This window comes from Candidatus Pelagibacter sp. PS_06, from assembly GCF_059418045.1.
This window is the reverse complement of record NZ_CM182078.1, coordinates 695,788-711,879: the sequence shown is the minus strand read 5'-3', so window position 1 is coordinate 711,879 and position 16,092 is coordinate 695,788. Positions and strand designations below refer to the sequence as shown.

Annotated in this window: 15 protein-coding genes; all 15 read left to right on the top strand. The window is 32.1% G+C overall.

Features of this window, described 5'->3' with window-relative positions:
- Positions 1-7: 7 nt before the first annotated feature.
- Positions 8-199, top strand: a complete 192-nt coding sequence (gene secE, locus AC5SLZ_RS03560) for a preprotein translocase subunit SecE (protein WP_028036880.1) — start codon at positions 8-10, stop codon at positions 197-199.
- Positions 199-729, top strand: coding sequence for a transcription termination/antitermination protein NusG (nusG, locus tag AC5SLZ_RS03555; RefSeq protein ID WP_028036881.1), 531 nt, complete (start codon positions 199-201; stop codon positions 727-729). Before secE ends, nusG begins: the two co-directional genes overlap by 1 nt.
- Entirely contained in the window at positions 729-1,154 is a 426-nt protein-coding gene (gene rplK / locus AC5SLZ_RS03550) for a 50S ribosomal protein L11 (RefSeq protein ID WP_028036882.1), read from the top strand. The genes nusG and rplK overlap by 1 nt, the downstream gene beginning before the upstream one ends.
- Positions 1,154-1,843 (top strand): 50S ribosomal protein L1, encoded by a 690-nt coding sequence (rplA, locus tag AC5SLZ_RS03545; protein ID WP_028036883.1) that lies wholly within the window; start codon positions 1,154-1,156, stop codon positions 1,841-1,843. Before rplK ends, rplA begins: the two co-directional genes overlap by 1 nt.
- Positions 1,844-1,845: 2 nt before the next feature.
- The gene (gene rplJ, locus AC5SLZ_RS03540) at positions 1,846-2,367 is read left to right on the top strand and encodes a 50S ribosomal protein L10 (protein ID WP_494614955.1); all 522 of its coding nucleotides are present in this window, start codon (positions 1,846-1,848) and stop codon (positions 2,365-2,367) included.
- 3 nt (positions 2,368-2,370) lie between these two features.
- A complete protein-coding gene (gene rplL, locus AC5SLZ_RS03535) occupies positions 2,371-2,736 on the top strand; it encodes a 50S ribosomal protein L7/L12 (protein ID WP_028036885.1) in 366 nt (121 codons plus the stop codon).
- Positions 2,737-2,791: 55 nt separating this feature from the next.
- Positions 2,792-6,877 carry a DNA-directed RNA polymerase subunit beta gene (gene rpoB / locus AC5SLZ_RS03530; protein WP_494614953.1) on the top strand — a complete coding sequence of 1,362 codons (4,086 nt, stop codon included), beginning with the start codon at positions 2,792-2,794 and terminating at the stop codon, positions 6,875-6,877.
- Positions 6,878-6,879: 2 nt separating this feature from the next.
- Positions 6,880-11,049 (top strand): DNA-directed RNA polymerase subunit beta', encoded by a 4,170-nt coding sequence (gene rpoC, locus AC5SLZ_RS03525; protein ID WP_494614952.1) that lies wholly within the window; start codon positions 6,880-6,882, stop codon positions 11,047-11,049.
- 171 nt (positions 11,050-11,220) lie between these two features.
- Positions 11,221-11,592 carry a 30S ribosomal protein S12 gene (gene rpsL / locus AC5SLZ_RS03520; protein WP_023648422.1) on the top strand — a complete coding sequence of 124 codons (372 nt, stop codon included), beginning with the start codon at positions 11,221-11,223 and terminating at the stop codon, positions 11,590-11,592.
- The gene (gene rpsG / locus AC5SLZ_RS03515; RefSeq protein ID WP_028036888.1) at positions 11,592-12,062 is read left to right on the top strand and encodes a 30S ribosomal protein S7; all 471 of its coding nucleotides are present in this window, start codon (positions 11,592-11,594) and stop codon (positions 12,060-12,062) included. The genes rpsL and rpsG overlap by 1 nt, the downstream gene beginning before the upstream one ends.
- Before the next feature lie 6 nt (positions 12,063-12,068).
- Positions 12,069-14,147, top strand: a complete 2,079-nt coding sequence (fusA, locus tag AC5SLZ_RS03510; protein WP_494614950.1) for an elongation factor G — start codon at positions 12,069-12,071, stop codon at positions 14,145-14,147.
- Positions 14,148-14,149: 2 nt separating this feature from the next.
- Positions 14,150-14,458 carry a 30S ribosomal protein S10 gene (gene rpsJ, locus AC5SLZ_RS03505; protein ID WP_023648425.1) on the top strand — a complete coding sequence of 103 codons (309 nt, stop codon included), beginning with the start codon at positions 14,150-14,152 and terminating at the stop codon, positions 14,456-14,458.
- A 2-nt stretch (positions 14,459-14,460) separates the two neighbouring features.
- Positions 14,461-15,171, top strand: coding sequence for a 50S ribosomal protein L3 (rplC, locus tag AC5SLZ_RS03500; protein WP_494614949.1), 711 nt, complete (start codon positions 14,461-14,463; stop codon positions 15,169-15,171).
- Positions 15,171-15,794 (top strand): 50S ribosomal protein L4, encoded by a 624-nt coding sequence (gene rplD, locus AC5SLZ_RS03495; protein WP_028036891.1) that lies wholly within the window; start codon positions 15,171-15,173, stop codon positions 15,792-15,794. The genes rplC and rplD overlap by 1 nt, the downstream gene beginning before the upstream one ends.
- Before the next feature lies 1 nt (position 15,795).
- A complete protein-coding gene (rplW, locus tag AC5SLZ_RS03490) occupies positions 15,796-16,089 on the top strand; it encodes a 50S ribosomal protein L23 (RefSeq protein WP_028036892.1) in 294 nt (97 codons plus the stop codon).
- The last annotated feature ends 3 nt before the right edge of the window (positions 16,090-16,092 follow it).

The window sequence follows — 16,092 nt, the reverse complement described above, 5'->3', positions numbered from 1 at the left end:
AAAAATTATGAAAAACCCAATGAAATTTATTCAGGAAGTAAAACAAGAAGCTTTTAAAGTTTCATGGCCAACATGGAAAGAGACGTTGCAAGGTGCTTTGATGGTTTTTGCAATGGCAGTTGTAATGTCTTTGTTTTTTTTACTTCTAGACCAGGTTTTAAAGTTTTTTCTAGAATTGCTACTTAAGGTGAGTATTTAATGAAAAATTGGTTCATAGTGCAATCACACTCAAACTTTGAGAATAAAGTATCTGGTTTAATAAAAGAAGAAGCAGAAAAAGCTAAGATATCTGATAAATTTGAGGAAATTATTGTTCCTACGCACGATGTAACAGAAGTTAAAAGAGGAAAAAGAATTCAGAGAAAAAAGAAATATTTTCCTGGTTATGTACTTGTGAAGTGTGAAATGAATAATGATATCTATCATATGATTAAGAATTTAAAGAGAGTAAGTGGATTTTTGGGTTCTAAGGGAATACCTGTTCCAGTTTCTGATAAAGAAATTGAAAAAATATTAGGTCAAATAAAAGATGGTGTGGCACAGCCAAAATCTGGTATAGAATACAACATTGGTGAAAAAGTTCAGGTTGTTGACGGTCCTTTTGCTTCATTTAGTGGAATGGTTGAAGATATAGATGAAGAAAAGTCTAGACTTAAGGTGTCAGTTTCTATATTTGGACGTCCAACACCAGTAGATTTAGAATATAACCAAGTTGAGAAAGTAAGTTAATGGCAAAAGAAATTAGTGGATTTATAAAGTTACAAATTAAAGGCGGTCAAGCTAATCCTGCACCTCCTGTTGGACCCGCGCTAGGTCAACGTGGTGTAAACATTATGGAGTTTTGTAAAGCTTTTAATGACAAAACTAAATCAATGGCTGGCAAACCTGTTCCAGTGGAAATTACAGTTTATAAAGATAAAAAATTTGATTTTAAAATTAAATCTCCACCAGCTTCTTTCTTTATTAAAGAGGCAGTCAAACTAAAAGGTGGATCTAAAGAACCAGGAAGAAATATTGTTGCATCAATATCCAAAAAGCAATTAGAGGATATTGCTAATCAAAAGATGAAAGATTTAAACGCTCATGATTTAGAAGAAGCAGTAAAAATAATAGCAGGATCAGCTAGATCAATGGGTATAGAGGTTAAAGAATAATGCCGTCAAAAAGATATAAAAAATTACCTGAAAAAACAAAAGACTTAAATGCTGATGTTATTGAAAAATTATTACCGGAAGTTAAAAAAAATTGTACTACTAAATTTGATGAGTCGTTAGATCTAAGTTTTCAAATAAACCATAAGCAAAAAAAAAGCGAAGTTAATATTAGAACTGTAGTCAACTTACCAGGTGGTACAGGTAAAAATGTTAAAGTTGCAGTAGTTTGTGAAGATAGCAAAGCTCAAGAGGCTAAAGATGCTGGAGCAGATATTGTTGGTAGTGATGAGTTTATTGAAAAAATTAAAGGTGGTGAATTAAACTTTGAAAAATTAATTTGTACACCCGGTATGATGATTAAGCTTTCTAAATTAGGTAAAGTGTTAGGTCCAAAAGGATTAATGCCAAATCCAAAACTTGGTTCTGTATCTGAAAATATTAAGGAGGCTGTAACAAATGCTAAATCTGGTCAGGTTGAAATTAGAAATGATAAAGATGGAAATATAGGTGTGAGCATAGGAAAAAAATCATTTCATGATGACCAATTATTAAAAAATTTTCATGCTATACTAGATGCTTTAGAGAAAGAAAAATCCAACAATACTTTAAAAGGTGATTTGATTAAAAACACTTTTGTTACTTCATCAATGGGTGTTTCATACAAAGTTAAATTAGGGAAGACGATATAATCATGCTAACTAAAGAACAAAAAAAGAATTATATTTCAGAAATGACCACTCAGTTTGAGAATAGCAAAGCTGTAATGGTCACTCATTATCAAGGTTTAACAATGACTCAATTAGATGAGTTAAGGGCTAAAATGAGAGAGCATGGAATAATTTTCAGAATAACAAAAAATAGAATAACAAAATTAGCTTTGGAAAAAACTAAATGTAAAGATTTGTCAGATTTATTTGCAGGTCCAACTGCTGTTGCTTTTGGTGAAGACGCCATAATGTCAGCAAGGATTCTTTCAAAATTCGCAAAAGATAACGAAAATCTTAAATTAATTGGTGGAATAATGGATAACGAAGTCTTAGATCAGGCTGGTGTCCAAAATGTAGCTAGTTTACCAACTTTAGATGAAGCTAGAGCAAATATTGTTGGTATTTTAAATGCTCCAGCATCAAAATTAGTGAGTATTTTGCTTGCATACTCAGAAAAAATGAGTAATTTGTCGGCAGAAAATTCTGAAACACAACCCAAAGAGTAAATTATGCCTGACCTAAATAAAATTATAGAAGACCTTTCAAGTTTGACTGTTGCTGAGGCAGCAGAGTTATCAAAACAATTAGAAGAAAAGTGGGGTGTAACTCCAATGGCCGCAGCAGCACCAGCAGCAGCAGGCGGCGCAGCTCCAGCAGAAGATAAAGATGATTTTACAATCATGCTTTTATCAGCTGGTGAGAAAAAAATTAATGTTATTAAAGAAGTTAGAGCAGCAACTTCATTGGGTTTAAAAGAAGCTAAAGATCTTGTAGAGGGTGCACCAAAAGAAGTTAAATCTGGTGTAAACAAAAAAGATGCAGAAGAGATCAAAGCTAAGCTGGAAGCTGCAGGCGCAAAAGTAGAACTTAAATAAATTAATAAGAAAGAATTCAGATACTGATTTTTATAATCAGTATTATTAAATATAGATGCAATTATCTTTTACTGAAAAGAAAAACATAAGAAAAAGTTTTGGTAAACTAAAAGAAAGTTTATCCATACCAAATCTAATAGAAGTACAAAAAAATTCATACAAAGAACTGACAGAATTTCATTCTGAGGCAGAGTTGACCAAAGGTTTTGATAGAGTTTTTAAAAGTATTTTTCCAATTGAAGATTTAAATGATAAAGCAACTTTAGAATATGTTTCTTATAGATTAGACAAACCAAAATTTGATGTTGAAGAATGTATTACTAGAGGTTTAACTTACTCATCTGCTCTAAAATGTACTTTAAGATTAGTTGTTTATGAAATAGATCAAGAAAATAATACCAAAGATATTTTATCTGCAAAAGAACAAGAAGTTTATATGGGTGAAGTACCTATGATGACAAACAGTGGTACTTTTATTACTAACGGTGTTCAAAGAGTAGTAGTTAATCAAATGCACAGAAGCCCAGGTGTATTTTTTGACCATGATAAAGGAAAAACTCATGCAAGTGGAAAACTTTTATTTAATGCAAGAGTAATTCCAAACAGAGGTTCTTGGTTAGACTTTGAATATGATGTTAAAGATTTTTTATATTTCAAGATAGATAGAAAGAAAAAAATTTTTTCATCAACATTATTGATGGCATTAGGTTTTACTAAAGCAGAAATTGTAGATGAATTTTATGAGAGTGAACAATATACATTTGACCCTAAAACTGAAAAATGGAAAACAAAATTTAATCCAGAAAATTATAAAGCAAAAAATTTCTCAGAGGAAGTTATGGATGCTAAAACTGGAGAAATAGTAATTAAGTTAGGTGATAAAATTAATTTTTTAAATGCTAAAAAACTAGCCAATGATGGCTTAAAAGATATTTTGGTAACAAGAGACTCATTATTTGGGAAATTTTTACACAGGGATGTGAAAGTTAATGATGAAGAAGAGGGAACCTTTTCAATAGGAACGGAAATCAATGATACGGTAATACAACAAATATTAGATGCAAACATACATTCTTTACAAATTTCTGTAACAAACTCTATTAACAAAGGTCCATACTTATTAACAACTATTTTAAACGATAAAAACAATTCAAAAGATGAGGCTATAACAGAAATCTACAAAATGCTTAGACCTGGTGAGCCACCAACAATTGAAATCGCTACTCAAATTTTCAACAATCTATTTTTTAGTTCAGATAGATACGACCTATCTGACGTAGGAAGAGTGAAGATGAATTCTAGATTAGAACAAGATTGTTCTGACAAGATCACAATTTTAAGAAATGACGACATAGTAGCTATTGTCCATAAAATGTTAGATTTAAGAGATGGAAAAGATGAAGTAGATGACATTGATCATTTAGGAAATAGAAGAGTCCGTTCTGTTGGTGAATTAGTCGAAAATCAAGCTCGTATTGGAGTTTACAGAATGGAAAGAGCTATCAAAGAGAAAATGACAACTCTAGACGTAGAGTCAGCTATGCCTCAAGACCTAATTAACGCAAAACCATTAACAGTTTCATTAAAAGACTTTTTTGCAAGTTCTCAACTATCACAATTTATGGATCAAACAAATCCATTATCTGAAATTACACACAAAAGAAGAGTATCAGCTTTAGGACCTGGTGGTCTAACTAGAGAAAGAGCTGGTTTTGAAGTTCGTGATGTTCACCCAACTCACTATGGAAGAATTTGTCCGATCGAAACTCCAGAAGGACCAAACATTGGATTGATTAACAGTTTATCCACTTATGCAAAAATTAATAAATATGGTTTTATTGAAAGTCCATATAAAAAAGTTAAAGATGGTGTAGTTCAAAATAATGTTGAGTATTTATCTGCAATGGAAGAAACTAAGTTTACCATTGCTCAAGCTAATACAAAATTAGATAAAAATGGAAAAATAATTGAAGAACTAGTTTCTTGCAGACAAAATTTAAATTTCCTTCTAGCTAAGCCTGAAACTATTGATTATATCGATGTATCACCTAAGCAACTTGTTTCAGTTGCAGCATCATTGATACCATTTTTAGAAAATGACGATGCTAACAGAGCGCTAATGGGATCAAACATGATGAGACAAGCAGTTCCATTATTAAAACCTGAATCTCCATTAGTTGGAACAGGTATTGAAAGTGACGTTGCCTTAGACTCAGGTGTAACTATTGTTGCTAAAAGAGACGGTTCAGTAGATAAAATTGATGGTAAAAGAATTGTAATTAAAGCAACCGAAGAAACTGATTTTTCTAAATCAGGTGTTGATATCTATAATTTACAAAAATTTAAAAGATCAAATCAGAACACATGTATTAACCAAAAACCATTAGTAAGAGTTGGTGATAAGGTTAGATCAGGAGATATTATAGCAGATGGTCCATCTACTAAATTAGGTGAATTAGCTTTAGGTAAAAATGTAACTGTAGCGTTTATGCCTTGGCAAGGTTACAACTTTGAAGATTCAATTTTGATTTCTGAAAGATGTGTAACTGATGATGTATTTACATCTGTTCATATTGTCGAATATGAAATTATGGCAAGAGATACAAAATTAGGCGAAGAAGATATAACTAGAGATATTCCAAATGTTAACGAAGAAGCTTTAAAAAATTTAGATGAATCTGGTGTTGTTTATATTGGAGCGGAAGTTAATGCAGGTGATATTCTAGTTGGTAAAGTAACTCCTAAGGGTGACTCAGCATCAGGTCCGGAAGAAAAATTATTAAGATCAATTTTTGGTGAAAAAGCAATTGATGTTACAGATACATCTTTAAGAATGTCTAGAGGCAGCAGTGGTACTGTTGTTGATGTTAGAGTTTTCAATAGACACGGTATAGAAAAAGATGAAAGATCGATAACTATTGAAAGAGCAGAAATTGAAGAAGTTCAACAAGATAAGATTGTAGAAGAAGAGATTTTAGAGAGAAGCATTAAACAAAGAGCATCACAATTTTTATCGGGATCTTCTTTAACTAAAAAGGTTAAAGATTTATCTGAAGGTACTAAATTGGATTCTGAATCAATAGATAGTTTATCTATCAATGATGTTTTTAAAATCACAGTTGGTAATGTAAATGATGAAGCAACATTAGCTCAACTTAAAGACCAGTACAACAAAGCTAAACAAGATATTACTGAGAGATTTGAAGATAAAGTTTTGAAAATTAGAAGTGGTGACGATTTACTTCCTAGTGTTATGAAAATGGTAAAAGTTTTTGTTGCAATTAAAAGAAGATTAAGACCAGGGGACAAAATGTCAGGAAGACATGGTAATAAAGGTGTTGTCAGTAAAATCGTTCCTGTTGAAGATATGCCATACAGAGAAGATGGAAGGCCTGTTGATATAGTTTTAAATCCACTTGGTGTTCCAAGTCGTATGAATGTGGGTCAAATACTTGAAACTCACTTAGGTTGGGCTTGTAAAGAATTTGGTGAAGAGGTTAAAAGATTAGTTAATGAGAATAATAAAAAAATTGAAAAAACTGAAAAGATATCAAAATTTTTGAAATCTGTTTATGGTGAGGAAATATTTGATGATAAGGTTGAAAAATTAAGCAAACCTGAATTCAAAGATTTAGTTGAAACATTGCAAGATGGAATAGCTATTTCAACACCAGTTTTTGACGGTGCAAAAGAAAAAAATGTTACAGAGATGCTTGAACTAGCTAAATTACCTGGCTCAGGACAAACGTATTTGTGGGATGGTAGAACAGGTGAAAAATTTGATAGACCTGTTACTGTTGGAATTATTTATATGCTTAAACTTCATCATTTAGTTGAAGATAAGATACACGCAAGATCTACAGGACCTTATAGTTTAGTTACACAGCAACCGCTAGGTGGTAAGGCTCAACTAGGTGGCCAAAGATTTGGTGAGATGGAAGTGTGGGCTTTAGAAGCTTACGGTGCATCATACACATTACAAGAAATATTAACTGTTAAATCAGATGATGTAGCAGGTAGGGTTAAAGTTTACGAAACTATAGTTAAAGGTGAGGAAAATTTTGAATCAGGTATTCCAGAATCATTTAACGTTTTAGTTAAAGAAATTAAATCATTAGCATTAAACGTGGAGCTTAACTAAAAATGAAAAAAGAATTAACAGATCTATTTAAAAATACTGAAATTTCTGAAGCTCAAAATTTTAATAGTATAAAGATAACTTTAGCTAGTCCTGAAAAAATTAAATCATGGACTTTTGGCGAGATTAAAAAGCCAGAAACAATAAACTATAGAACTTTTAGACCTGAAAAAGATGGTCTGTTTTGTGCTAGAATTTTTGGGCCAATTAAAGATTATGAGTGTTTGTGTGGAAAATACAAACGAATGAAATTCAGGGGTATCATTTGTGAAAAATGTGGTGTTGAAGTAACTAAATCTAATGTTCGTAGAGAACGAATGGGTCATATTAATTTAGCTACACCAGTTGCTCATATTTGGTTTTTAAAGTCTTTACCTAGCAGAATAGCCTTAGCTGTTGATATGAAGCTAAAAGAAATTGAAAGGGTTTTATATTTTGAAAACTTTATAGTAATTGAACCTGGTTTAACAGGATTGCAAAAAAATCAACTTCTAAATGAAGAAGAATTAGCCAAATATCAAGATGAGTTTGGTGAAGAATCATTTGAAGCAGGAATAGGTGCTGAAGCTGTACTACAAATGCTTAAAAATCTAGATTTAGAATTAGAAAGAAAAAAACTTATTAACTTTATTAAAGAAACAAAATCTAAAGTTAATGAAGAGAGAGCAATTAAAAGATTAAAGTTAGTTGAGTCATTTATAGAAACTGGACAAAAACCTGAATGGATGATTTTAACAGTGGTGCCAGTAATACCACCTGAGTTAAGACCGTTGGTACCTTTAGATGGTGGTAGATTTGCCACTTCAGATTTAAATGATCTTTATAGAAGAGTTATTAATAGAAATAACAGGTTAAAAAGATTAATGGATCTTAAGGCTCCAGACATTATTGTTAGAAACGAAAAAAGAATGCTCCAAGAGTCTGTGGATGCATTATTTGATAATGGTCGAAGAGGAAGGGTAATAACTGGAACTGGAAAGAGACCACTTAAATCTTTAGCAGAAATGCTAAAAGGTAAACAAGGTAGATTTAGACAAAACTTACTTGGTAAAAGGGTAGATTACTCTGGAAGATCAGTAATTGTTGTTGGTCCAGATTTAAAACTTCATGAATGTGGCCTGCCAAAAAAAATGGCTTTAGAACTATTCAAACCATTTTTATATGCAAGATTGAATAAACTTGGATTAGCATCGACAATCAAGCAAGCTAAAAAATTAGTTGAAAAAGAAACAAATGCTGTTTGGGATGCGTTAGAATTAATAGTTAGAGAACATCCTGTAATCTTAAATAGAGCACCAACACTTCACAGATTAGGCGTTCAAGCATTTGAGCCGAAACTTATAGAAGGTGATGCAATTGAATTACATCCTTTAACTTGTGCAGCTTTTAACGCTGATTTTGATGGTGACCAAATGGCTGTTCACGTTCCGTTAAGTTTGGAAGCTCAGTTAGAAGCAAGAATACTAATGCTTTCTACAAACAATATTTTATCTCCATCTAATGGAAAACCGATCATAGTACCGAGTCAGGATATGATTCTAGGTATTTATTACCTATCCCAAGAACCAATGACAGATAAACCTTCTGGGTATTTTGTCGATGTAGATGCAATTGAATTTGCCTTAGCTTCAGACCAAATTAAAGTTCATACTACAATCATATCAAGAATTGAAACAGTTGATGAAAATGGAAATAAGAAGTATGAAAAATACACATCAACAGCTGGAAGATTTTTATTAGCAAATTTACTTCCTAAAAATAGTAATATTAAATTCTCTTTAGTAGACAGATTACTACCTAAGAAAACAGTATCTGAAATTATCGATATAGTTTTTAGATTTTGTGGGCAAAAAACAACTGTTATATTTTGTGATAAATTAAAAGATTTAGGTTTTAAACATGCGTTTAAAGCAGGTATTTCATTTGGTAAAGATGACCTTGTAATCCCAGAAAGCAAAACTCAATTAATTGAAGATACAAAAACTTTAATAGCTGATTACGAAACTCAATATTCTGAAGGATTAATTACAAGAGGTGAAAAATACAACAAAGTTGTAGATGCTTGGTCTAAATGTACTGATAAAGTTGCTGGTGAAATGATGAAAGGAATTTCAGCTACAGAAAAAACACCAGAAGGATTAAAAATTAATTCAGTTTATATGATGGCGGATAGTGGAGCTAGAGGATCTGCGGCCCAAATGAAGCAGCTTGCAGGTATGAGGGGTCTAATAGCAAAACCTTCGGGTGAAATTATTGAGAGCCCAATTATCTCAAACTTTAAGGAAGGTTTAACTGCACTAGAGTATTTCAATTCAACTCACGGTGCAAGAAAAGGTCTAGCTGATACAGCTCTTAAAACAGCAAGTTCGGGTTATTTAACTAGAAGACTTTGTGATGTAGCTCAGGATTTAACAATTACAAAAGTTCAGTGTGATGATCCCGGATTTATTGAACTTTCAGAAATTTTAGAAGGTGGAAATGTTGTAGTTAGTTTATCAGAGAGAGCACTAGGAAGAGTTGCTGCAGCTGATGTAAAAAACCCACTTACAGGTGATGTTGTAATCAAAAAATCTAAAATGATTGATGAAGCTGGGTGTGATCTAATAGATGCAGCTGGTGTGAAATCAATCAAAGTTTATTCGGTAATGACATGCAGTTCAAAAGAAGGCGTTTGTGCTACTTGTTATGGTAGAGATTTGTCTAGAGGAAAAATGGTACACGTTGGAGAAGCAATTGGTATGATTTCAGCTCAGTCAATTGGTGAACCTGGAACTCAGTTAACTATGAGAACATTCCACGTTGGTGGAACAGCTTCTGTTAAACAAGATTCTCAAATTGTAAGTAAAAATGAAGGAACGCTTAAAATTTTAAATTCTAACATATTAGAAGACTCTAAGAAAAATCTAATTGTTATGGGTAGAAATACTCAATTATCTATAGAAGATGATAATGGAGTTCAAGTTGCAGTTTATAAAGTTGCTTATGGATCAAAATTATTTTTTAACAATGGTGACAAAATTAAAGCTAATACAAAAATTTGTGAATGGGACCCATACACAACCCCTGTAATTGCAGAAAAAAGTGGTACGGCAAGTTTTGTTGATTTAATTGATGGTGTTTCAATTCAAGAAACTACAGATGACGCAACTGGTATATCTTCTAAGTCCGTAATTGATTGGAGAGCTCAATCAAAAAGTACTGATTTAAAACCAAGAATAACTCTTAGAGATGAAAAAGGAAATGTTATTAAAAAAGCTGATGATAATGAGGCAAGATACTATCTTGTGCCTGACTCAATTCTTTCAATTAAAGATGGTCAAAAAGTTTTTGCAGGCGATGTAATAGCAAGACTTCCTAAAGAAACAACTAAGACAAAAGATATTACGGGTGGTCTACCAAGAGTAGCTGAATTATTTGAAGCAAGAAAAGCAAAAGATAGTGCAATTATTGCAGAAAATGATGGTCAAGTTGTATTTGGCAAAGAAGTTAGAGGAAAACAAAAAGTATCAATTGTTCCCGAAGATGGCGCCGAACCTTCAAACTACCTAATACCAAAAGGGAAACACATAAACTTTAATCCAGGTGAGAGAATACAAAAAGGTGAGTATTTACTCGATGGTCAGCCATTACCACATGATATTTTAAGAGTATTGGGAATAAAAGAATTAACAGAGTATTTTGTAAATCAAGTTCAAGAAGTTTACAGATTGCAAGGTGTAATTATTAATGACAAACACATTGAAACAATTTTAAGACAAATGCTTAAAAAAGTTGAAGTAAAAGTTACTGGTGATTCTAGTTATTTACCAGGTGAAGTTATAGATAGAATAAAATTTGACAATTCTAATGAAAAACTTGTAGCAGAAGGCAAAACACCTGCTGTAGGTGAACGTGTACTGATGGGTATTACAAAAGCTTCTTTACAAACAGAGTCGTTTATCTCTGCAGCTTCATTCCAAGAAACTACAAGAGTTTTAACTGATGCTGCTATTAAAGGTAAAGTAGACCCACTAAATGGTCTAAAAGAGAACGTTATTGTTGGTAGATTAGTTCCTGCTGGAACAGGTCATATCAAAAATAAATGGAACAAAAAAGCCCTTGAAGATGATAATAATTTTATTGCAGAACAAGATAAAATAGAAACATCAGAAGCTTCAGAAACTCCTGCAAATTAGCAAAAATATCACTTAATACTTGAAGTTTTAGTTTGACAAAGTTGGATTAATAAGTATTTTGGCGGTGTTTTTGGTTGGAATGTAGTACCTACTAATAGTACTAAACGCTGCCACAAAATAACCTGTCAGTTATTTTCTTCTAAAAATAAATTAATTATTTTAAAAAAATTTATGCCAACTATTAATCAGTTGTTAAGAAAAAAAAGAGTTAAACAATTAACAAGGAACAAGGTTCCTGCTTTGCAAAAGCAACCACTAAAAAGAGGTGTGTGCGTTAAAGTTTATACAACAACTCCTAAAAAACCAAACTCTGCTTTAAGAAAAGTTGCAAGAGTAAGATTATCAAATGGCTTTGAAGTTACTGCTTACATTCCAGGTGAAGGACACAATCTTCAAGAACACTCAGTGGTATTAATTAGAGGTGGTAGGGTTAAAGATTTGCCAGGTGTACGTTATCATATTTTGAGAGGTAATCTTGATACTCAAGGTGTTGCTAATAGAAAAAAAAGAAGATCTTTATATGGAACTAAAAAAGGTAAATAATGTCTAGAAAAAAAACCCAACCAAAAAAGAATGTAGTTCCAGATCCAAAGTTTAATTCAACTATCATTCCAAAATTAATTAACAATATAATGTATGATGGTAAAAGAGGTGTTGCGGCCAAGATTGTTTATGACGCAATAGATAAAATTAAAACTAAATCAAAAGATGAGCCAATAAATATTTTTAATGAAGCAATTAACAATATTAAGCCAACTGTTGAAGTAAGATCAAGAAGAGTTGGTGGCGCCACTTACCAAGTTCCTGTTGAAGTAAAAAGCAAAAGAGCTCAGGCTTTAGCAATTAGATGGTTAGTAGATTCTGCAAGAAAAAGAAAAGACAAACATATGTCTGATAAAATTTTTAATGAATTGTTTGATGCTTATGAAAAAAAAGGTGCTGCAGTTAAAAAGAGAGAGGATGTGCATAAAATGGCTGAGTCAAATAAAGCCTTTGCACATTTTAGATGGTAATAAAATATGGCTAGAACTCATACATTAGATAAATACAGAAATATTGGGATCATGGCCCACATTGATGCAGGAAAGACTACTACTACAGAAAGAATTTTATACTACACAGGTAAAAGCCATAAAATAGGTGAAGTACATGACGGTGCTGCAACTATGGATTGGATGGAACAGGAACAGGAAAGAGGAATTACAATTACTTCTGCCGCAACTACATGTTTTTGGAATGATCATAGAATTAATATTATTGATACACCAGGTCACGTTGATTTTACAATTGAAGTTGAAAGATCTCTTAAGGTTTTAGATGGTGCGGTGTGTGTTTTTGATGGTGTTGCAGGTGTTGAGCCTCAATCTGAAACTGTTTGGAGACAAGCTGATAAATACAAAGTTCCAAGAATATGCTTCGTCAATAAATTAGATAGAACTGGTGCAGATTTTTTTAGATGCGTAGATATGATTAGAGACAGACTAGGATGTAAACCATTACCAATTCAAATACCAATTGGAATTGAAGCATCTCTTTCAGGCGTGGTTGATCTTGTTAAAATGAAAGCACAAGTTTGGAAAAACGAAGCTCTAGGAGCTGAATGGGAATACAAAGATATACCAGATGATTTAAAAGAAATATCTCAAAAATATAGAACTGAATTAGTTGAAACAGCTGTTGAGCAAGACGAAAAATTAATGGAAGCTTATTTAAATGGTGATGAGATTAAAGAAGAAGACTTAGTTAGATGTATAAGAAAAGGAACTCTAAATTTTAGTTTTGTTCCAATTACTACGGGATCTGCCTTTAAAAATAAAGGTGTTCAACCATTACTGGACGCAACAATTAATTACTTACCTAGCCCAATTGACATTGGTTCAATTAAAGGAACTAAACCTGGTTCTGAGGATGAGATGGAAATGAAATTTGAAGATAGCCAACCATTTTCTGCTTTAGCTTTTAAAGTTGCAAATGACCCTTTTGTTGGTTCACTGACATTTATAAGAATTTATTCAGGAACGATTAAAACTGGTACAGGAATTTTTAATTCATCAAAAGAAAAAGAAGAAAGAGTTGGTAGAATGTTGTTGATGCACGCTAACTCTAGAGAAGATATAAAAGAAGCAAATGCTGGTGACATAGTAGCATTAGCTGGACTTAAATATACTATCACAGGTCACACTTTATGCGATGAAGAAAGTCCAGTTTTACTCGAACCTATGGAGTTTCCAGATCCTGTAATTGAAATTGCTGTTGAACCAAAAACTAAAGCTGACCAAGAGAAAATGGGTGAAGCTTTGGGAAGACTTGCTAAAGAAGATCCGTCATTCAGGGTGACTTCAGACGAGGAATCTGGTCAAACAATTATTAAAGGTATGGGGGAATTACACTTAGATATAATTGTAGATAGAATGAAAAGAGAATTTAAAGTTGAGGCTAATGTTGGAGCTCCACAAGTAGCTTATAGAGAAACGTTAGAAAATGCATCAGAAGTGGAATACACACACAAAAAACAAAGTGGTGGTGCTGGTCAATTTGCAAAAGTCAAACTTCTTGTTGAACCTCAAGAACCAGGTGCTGGAAGATCCGTTGAAAGTAAAATTAAAGGTGGAGCTATACCAAAAGAATTTATTCCAGGTGTAGAAAAAGGAATAGAGACTGTTTCAGACAACGGAATTCTTTGTGGATTTCCAATGATAGATTATAAAGTGACAATTTTAGATGGTTTACACCACGATGTTGACTCAAGCGTCCTTGCTTTTGAACTTGCTGGCAGAGCTTGCTTCAAAGAAGCTTGCACTAAAGGAACATTAAAACTACTAGAACCAGTAATGAGAGTTGAAGTCGTCACTCCAGAAGATTATATGGGTGATGTAATAGGCGATCTAAATAGTAGAAGAGGCCAAATTAGCACCCAAGAGCAAAGAGGTAATGCAACTGTAATTACAGCAATGGTTCCTTTAGCAAATATGTTTGGATACATAAACAATTTAAGATCAATGTCTCAAGGAAGAGCCCAATATTCTATGTTCTTTGATCATTACTCTAAAGTACCACAGAATGTACAAGATGAAGTAACCAAAAAGATTGCAGGGTAATTATGGAAAAACAAAATATTAGAATTAAACTCAGAGCATACGACAATAAGATTTTAGATGCATCTACTGAAGAAATAGTGAACACTGTAAAAAGAACAGGTGCTACTATAAAAGGACCTATTCCATTACCAACTAGAATAGAAAGATATACAGTTTTAAAAGGCCCGCATATCGACAAAAAAAGTAGAGAACAATTTGAGTCAAGAACTCATAAAAGATTAATTGATATTATTGAGCCAACACCACAGACTGTTGAAGCTTTAATGAAGCTTGATCTTGCCTCAGGTGTAGATGTGGAGATAAAAATTTAATTATGTCTGAGATAGCTTTAATTGGAAAAAAAATAGGAATGACTAGAGAATTTTATAAAACTGGTCAGCTAGTTCCTGTGACTGTACTTAAAGTTGAAAAAGCTAGAGTTATTCAAGTAATTGATGAAGAAAAAAGAGGTTATAAAGCGGTTCAGCTTGGGTATGGAAAGATAAAGAATTCAAAACTTACAAAAGCAATGAAAGGTTTTTTTGCAAAAAAGAACACAGAAGCCAAAAAAACACTTAAAGAATATAGAGTTAAAGACACTGAGACTTATAAAGAGGGTAATGAGTTTGGTTTAGAGATATTTAAAGATATTAAATTTGTAGACACAAGATCAAAAACTATTGGAAAAGGTTTTGCTGGTGCTATGAAGAGATGGAATTTTGGTGGTTTAAGAGCAAGTCATGGTGTTTCAGTTTCACATAGAGCCCATGGCTCAACAGGACATAGTCAAGATCCCGGTAAAGTATTTAAAGGAAAAAAAATGGCTGGTCATATGGGTGATCGATTGAGAACAATGCTTAACATTGAAATAATTAAAACAGATTTAGAAAATGAGCTTTTATATTTAAAAGGATCAATTCCAGGATCAAAAAATACAGAAGTTGTAGTAAGAAAATCAGTTAAAAATATTAACAAAATGACAATTTCAGAAAAAATTGCAGCAGCAGAAGAAGCTAAAAAAACACCTGACAAAAAGAAAAAATAATGAAAATAGAAAAAATTAGCCTTGATGGAAAAAAAGACACTATTGAAGTGTTAGACAAAATTTTTTCAGCAAAAATTAATAGTAAATTAGTAAGCAGCGTTTTATATAAAACGAATGCTAACTACAAAGGTAGACACGCTAAAACAAAACAGCAAAATGAAGTAAGTGGTCCTACTTCAAAAATATATGCGCAAAAGGGAACTGGAGGAGCTAGACACGCAAGTAGAAAAGCGCCTATATTTGTTGGTGGTGGTATAGCACATGGCCCTAAAGGTGAACTTGCTTATAAAAAAAGAAAACTAAATAAAAACGAAAAAAAATTAAGTGTAGCTTCGTTAATTACTGAAAAAAATAATAATAAAAATTTATTAATTTTAAATGACTTTGATACAGAGATTAAAAAAACAAAAGAAATGAGCGCAATTATTCAGAAACTTGAAATAACTCATTCTTTAATTATTCTAGATAAAGCTTCTAAAGAAAAAGTTGAGAAATCAGCTAGAAATATTCCGAATGTTAAAGTAACTGACGTTAATCATTTTAGCTCTTATGATATTATTAAATTTAAAAAAGTTGTTTTTACTGAAAGTTCAGTAAAAGAACTAGAAAAGAGATACTCTTAAAATGGATAAAATACATTTATACGACAAAATTGTCTCTCCAATGGTTACTGAAAAATCAACAAATTTATCAGAACAAAACAAAATTGTTTTTAAAGTTCCTGCAGGTGCAAACAAAATTAACTTGAAAAAAAATATTGAAAAAATTTTTAAAGTAAACGTGACTAAAATTAATATTATTAACAAGCAGAACAGAGTTAAAATAACTAGAGGCAAAAAAGTGAGAGTTTCTGGATTTAAAAAGGCAATAATAACACTTAAAAAAGGTCAAAGTATTGATCTAACAACAGGTATTTAATAA

Bases quoted from the DNA above. Each gene is read 5' to 3' on its own strand.
- rplL (WP_028036885.1), top strand. From the start codon at position 2,371: ATGCCTGACCTAAATAAAATTATAGAAGACCTTTCAAGTTTGACTGTT.
- rplC (WP_494614949.1), top strand. From the start codon at position 14,461: ATGTCTGAGATAGCTTTAATTGGAAAAAAAATAGGAATGACTAGAGAA.
- rplJ (WP_494614955.1), top strand. From the start codon at position 1,846: ATGCTAACTAAAGAACAAAAAAAGAATTATATTTCAGAAATGACCACT.
- rpoB (WP_494614953.1), top strand. From the start codon at position 2,792: ATGCAATTATCTTTTACTGAAAAGAAAAACATAAGAAAAAGTTTTGGT.
- rpsL (WP_023648422.1), top strand. From the start codon at position 11,221: ATGCCAACTATTAATCAGTTGTTAAGAAAAAAAAGAGTTAAACAATTA.
- nusG (WP_028036881.1), top strand. From the start codon at position 199: ATGAAAAATTGGTTCATAGTGCAATCACACTCAAACTTTGAGAATAAA.
- secE (WP_028036880.1), top strand. From the start codon at position 8: ATGAAAAACCCAATGAAATTTATTCAGGAAGTAAAACAAGAAGCTTTT.
- rpoC (WP_494614952.1), top strand. From the start codon at position 6,880: ATGAAAAAAGAATTAACAGATCTATTTAAAAATACTGAAATTTCTGAA.
- rplK (WP_028036882.1), top strand. From the start codon at position 729: ATGGCAAAAGAAATTAGTGGATTTATAAAGTTACAAATTAAAGGCGGT.
- fusA (WP_494614950.1), top strand. From the start codon at position 12,069: ATGGCTAGAACTCATACATTAGATAAATACAGAAATATTGGGATCATG.
- rplD (WP_028036891.1), top strand. From the start codon at position 15,171: ATGAAAATAGAAAAAATTAGCCTTGATGGAAAAAAAGACACTATTGAA.
- rpsJ (WP_023648425.1), top strand. From the start codon at position 14,150: ATGGAAAAACAAAATATTAGAATTAAACTCAGAGCATACGACAATAAG.
- rplW (WP_028036892.1), top strand. From the start codon at position 15,796: ATGGATAAAATACATTTATACGACAAAATTGTCTCTCCAATGGTTACT.
- rplA (WP_028036883.1), top strand. From the start codon at position 1,154: ATGCCGTCAAAAAGATATAAAAAATTACCTGAAAAAACAAAAGACTTA.
- rpsG (WP_028036888.1), top strand. From the start codon at position 11,592: ATGTCTAGAAAAAAAACCCAACCAAAAAAGAATGTAGTTCCAGATCCA.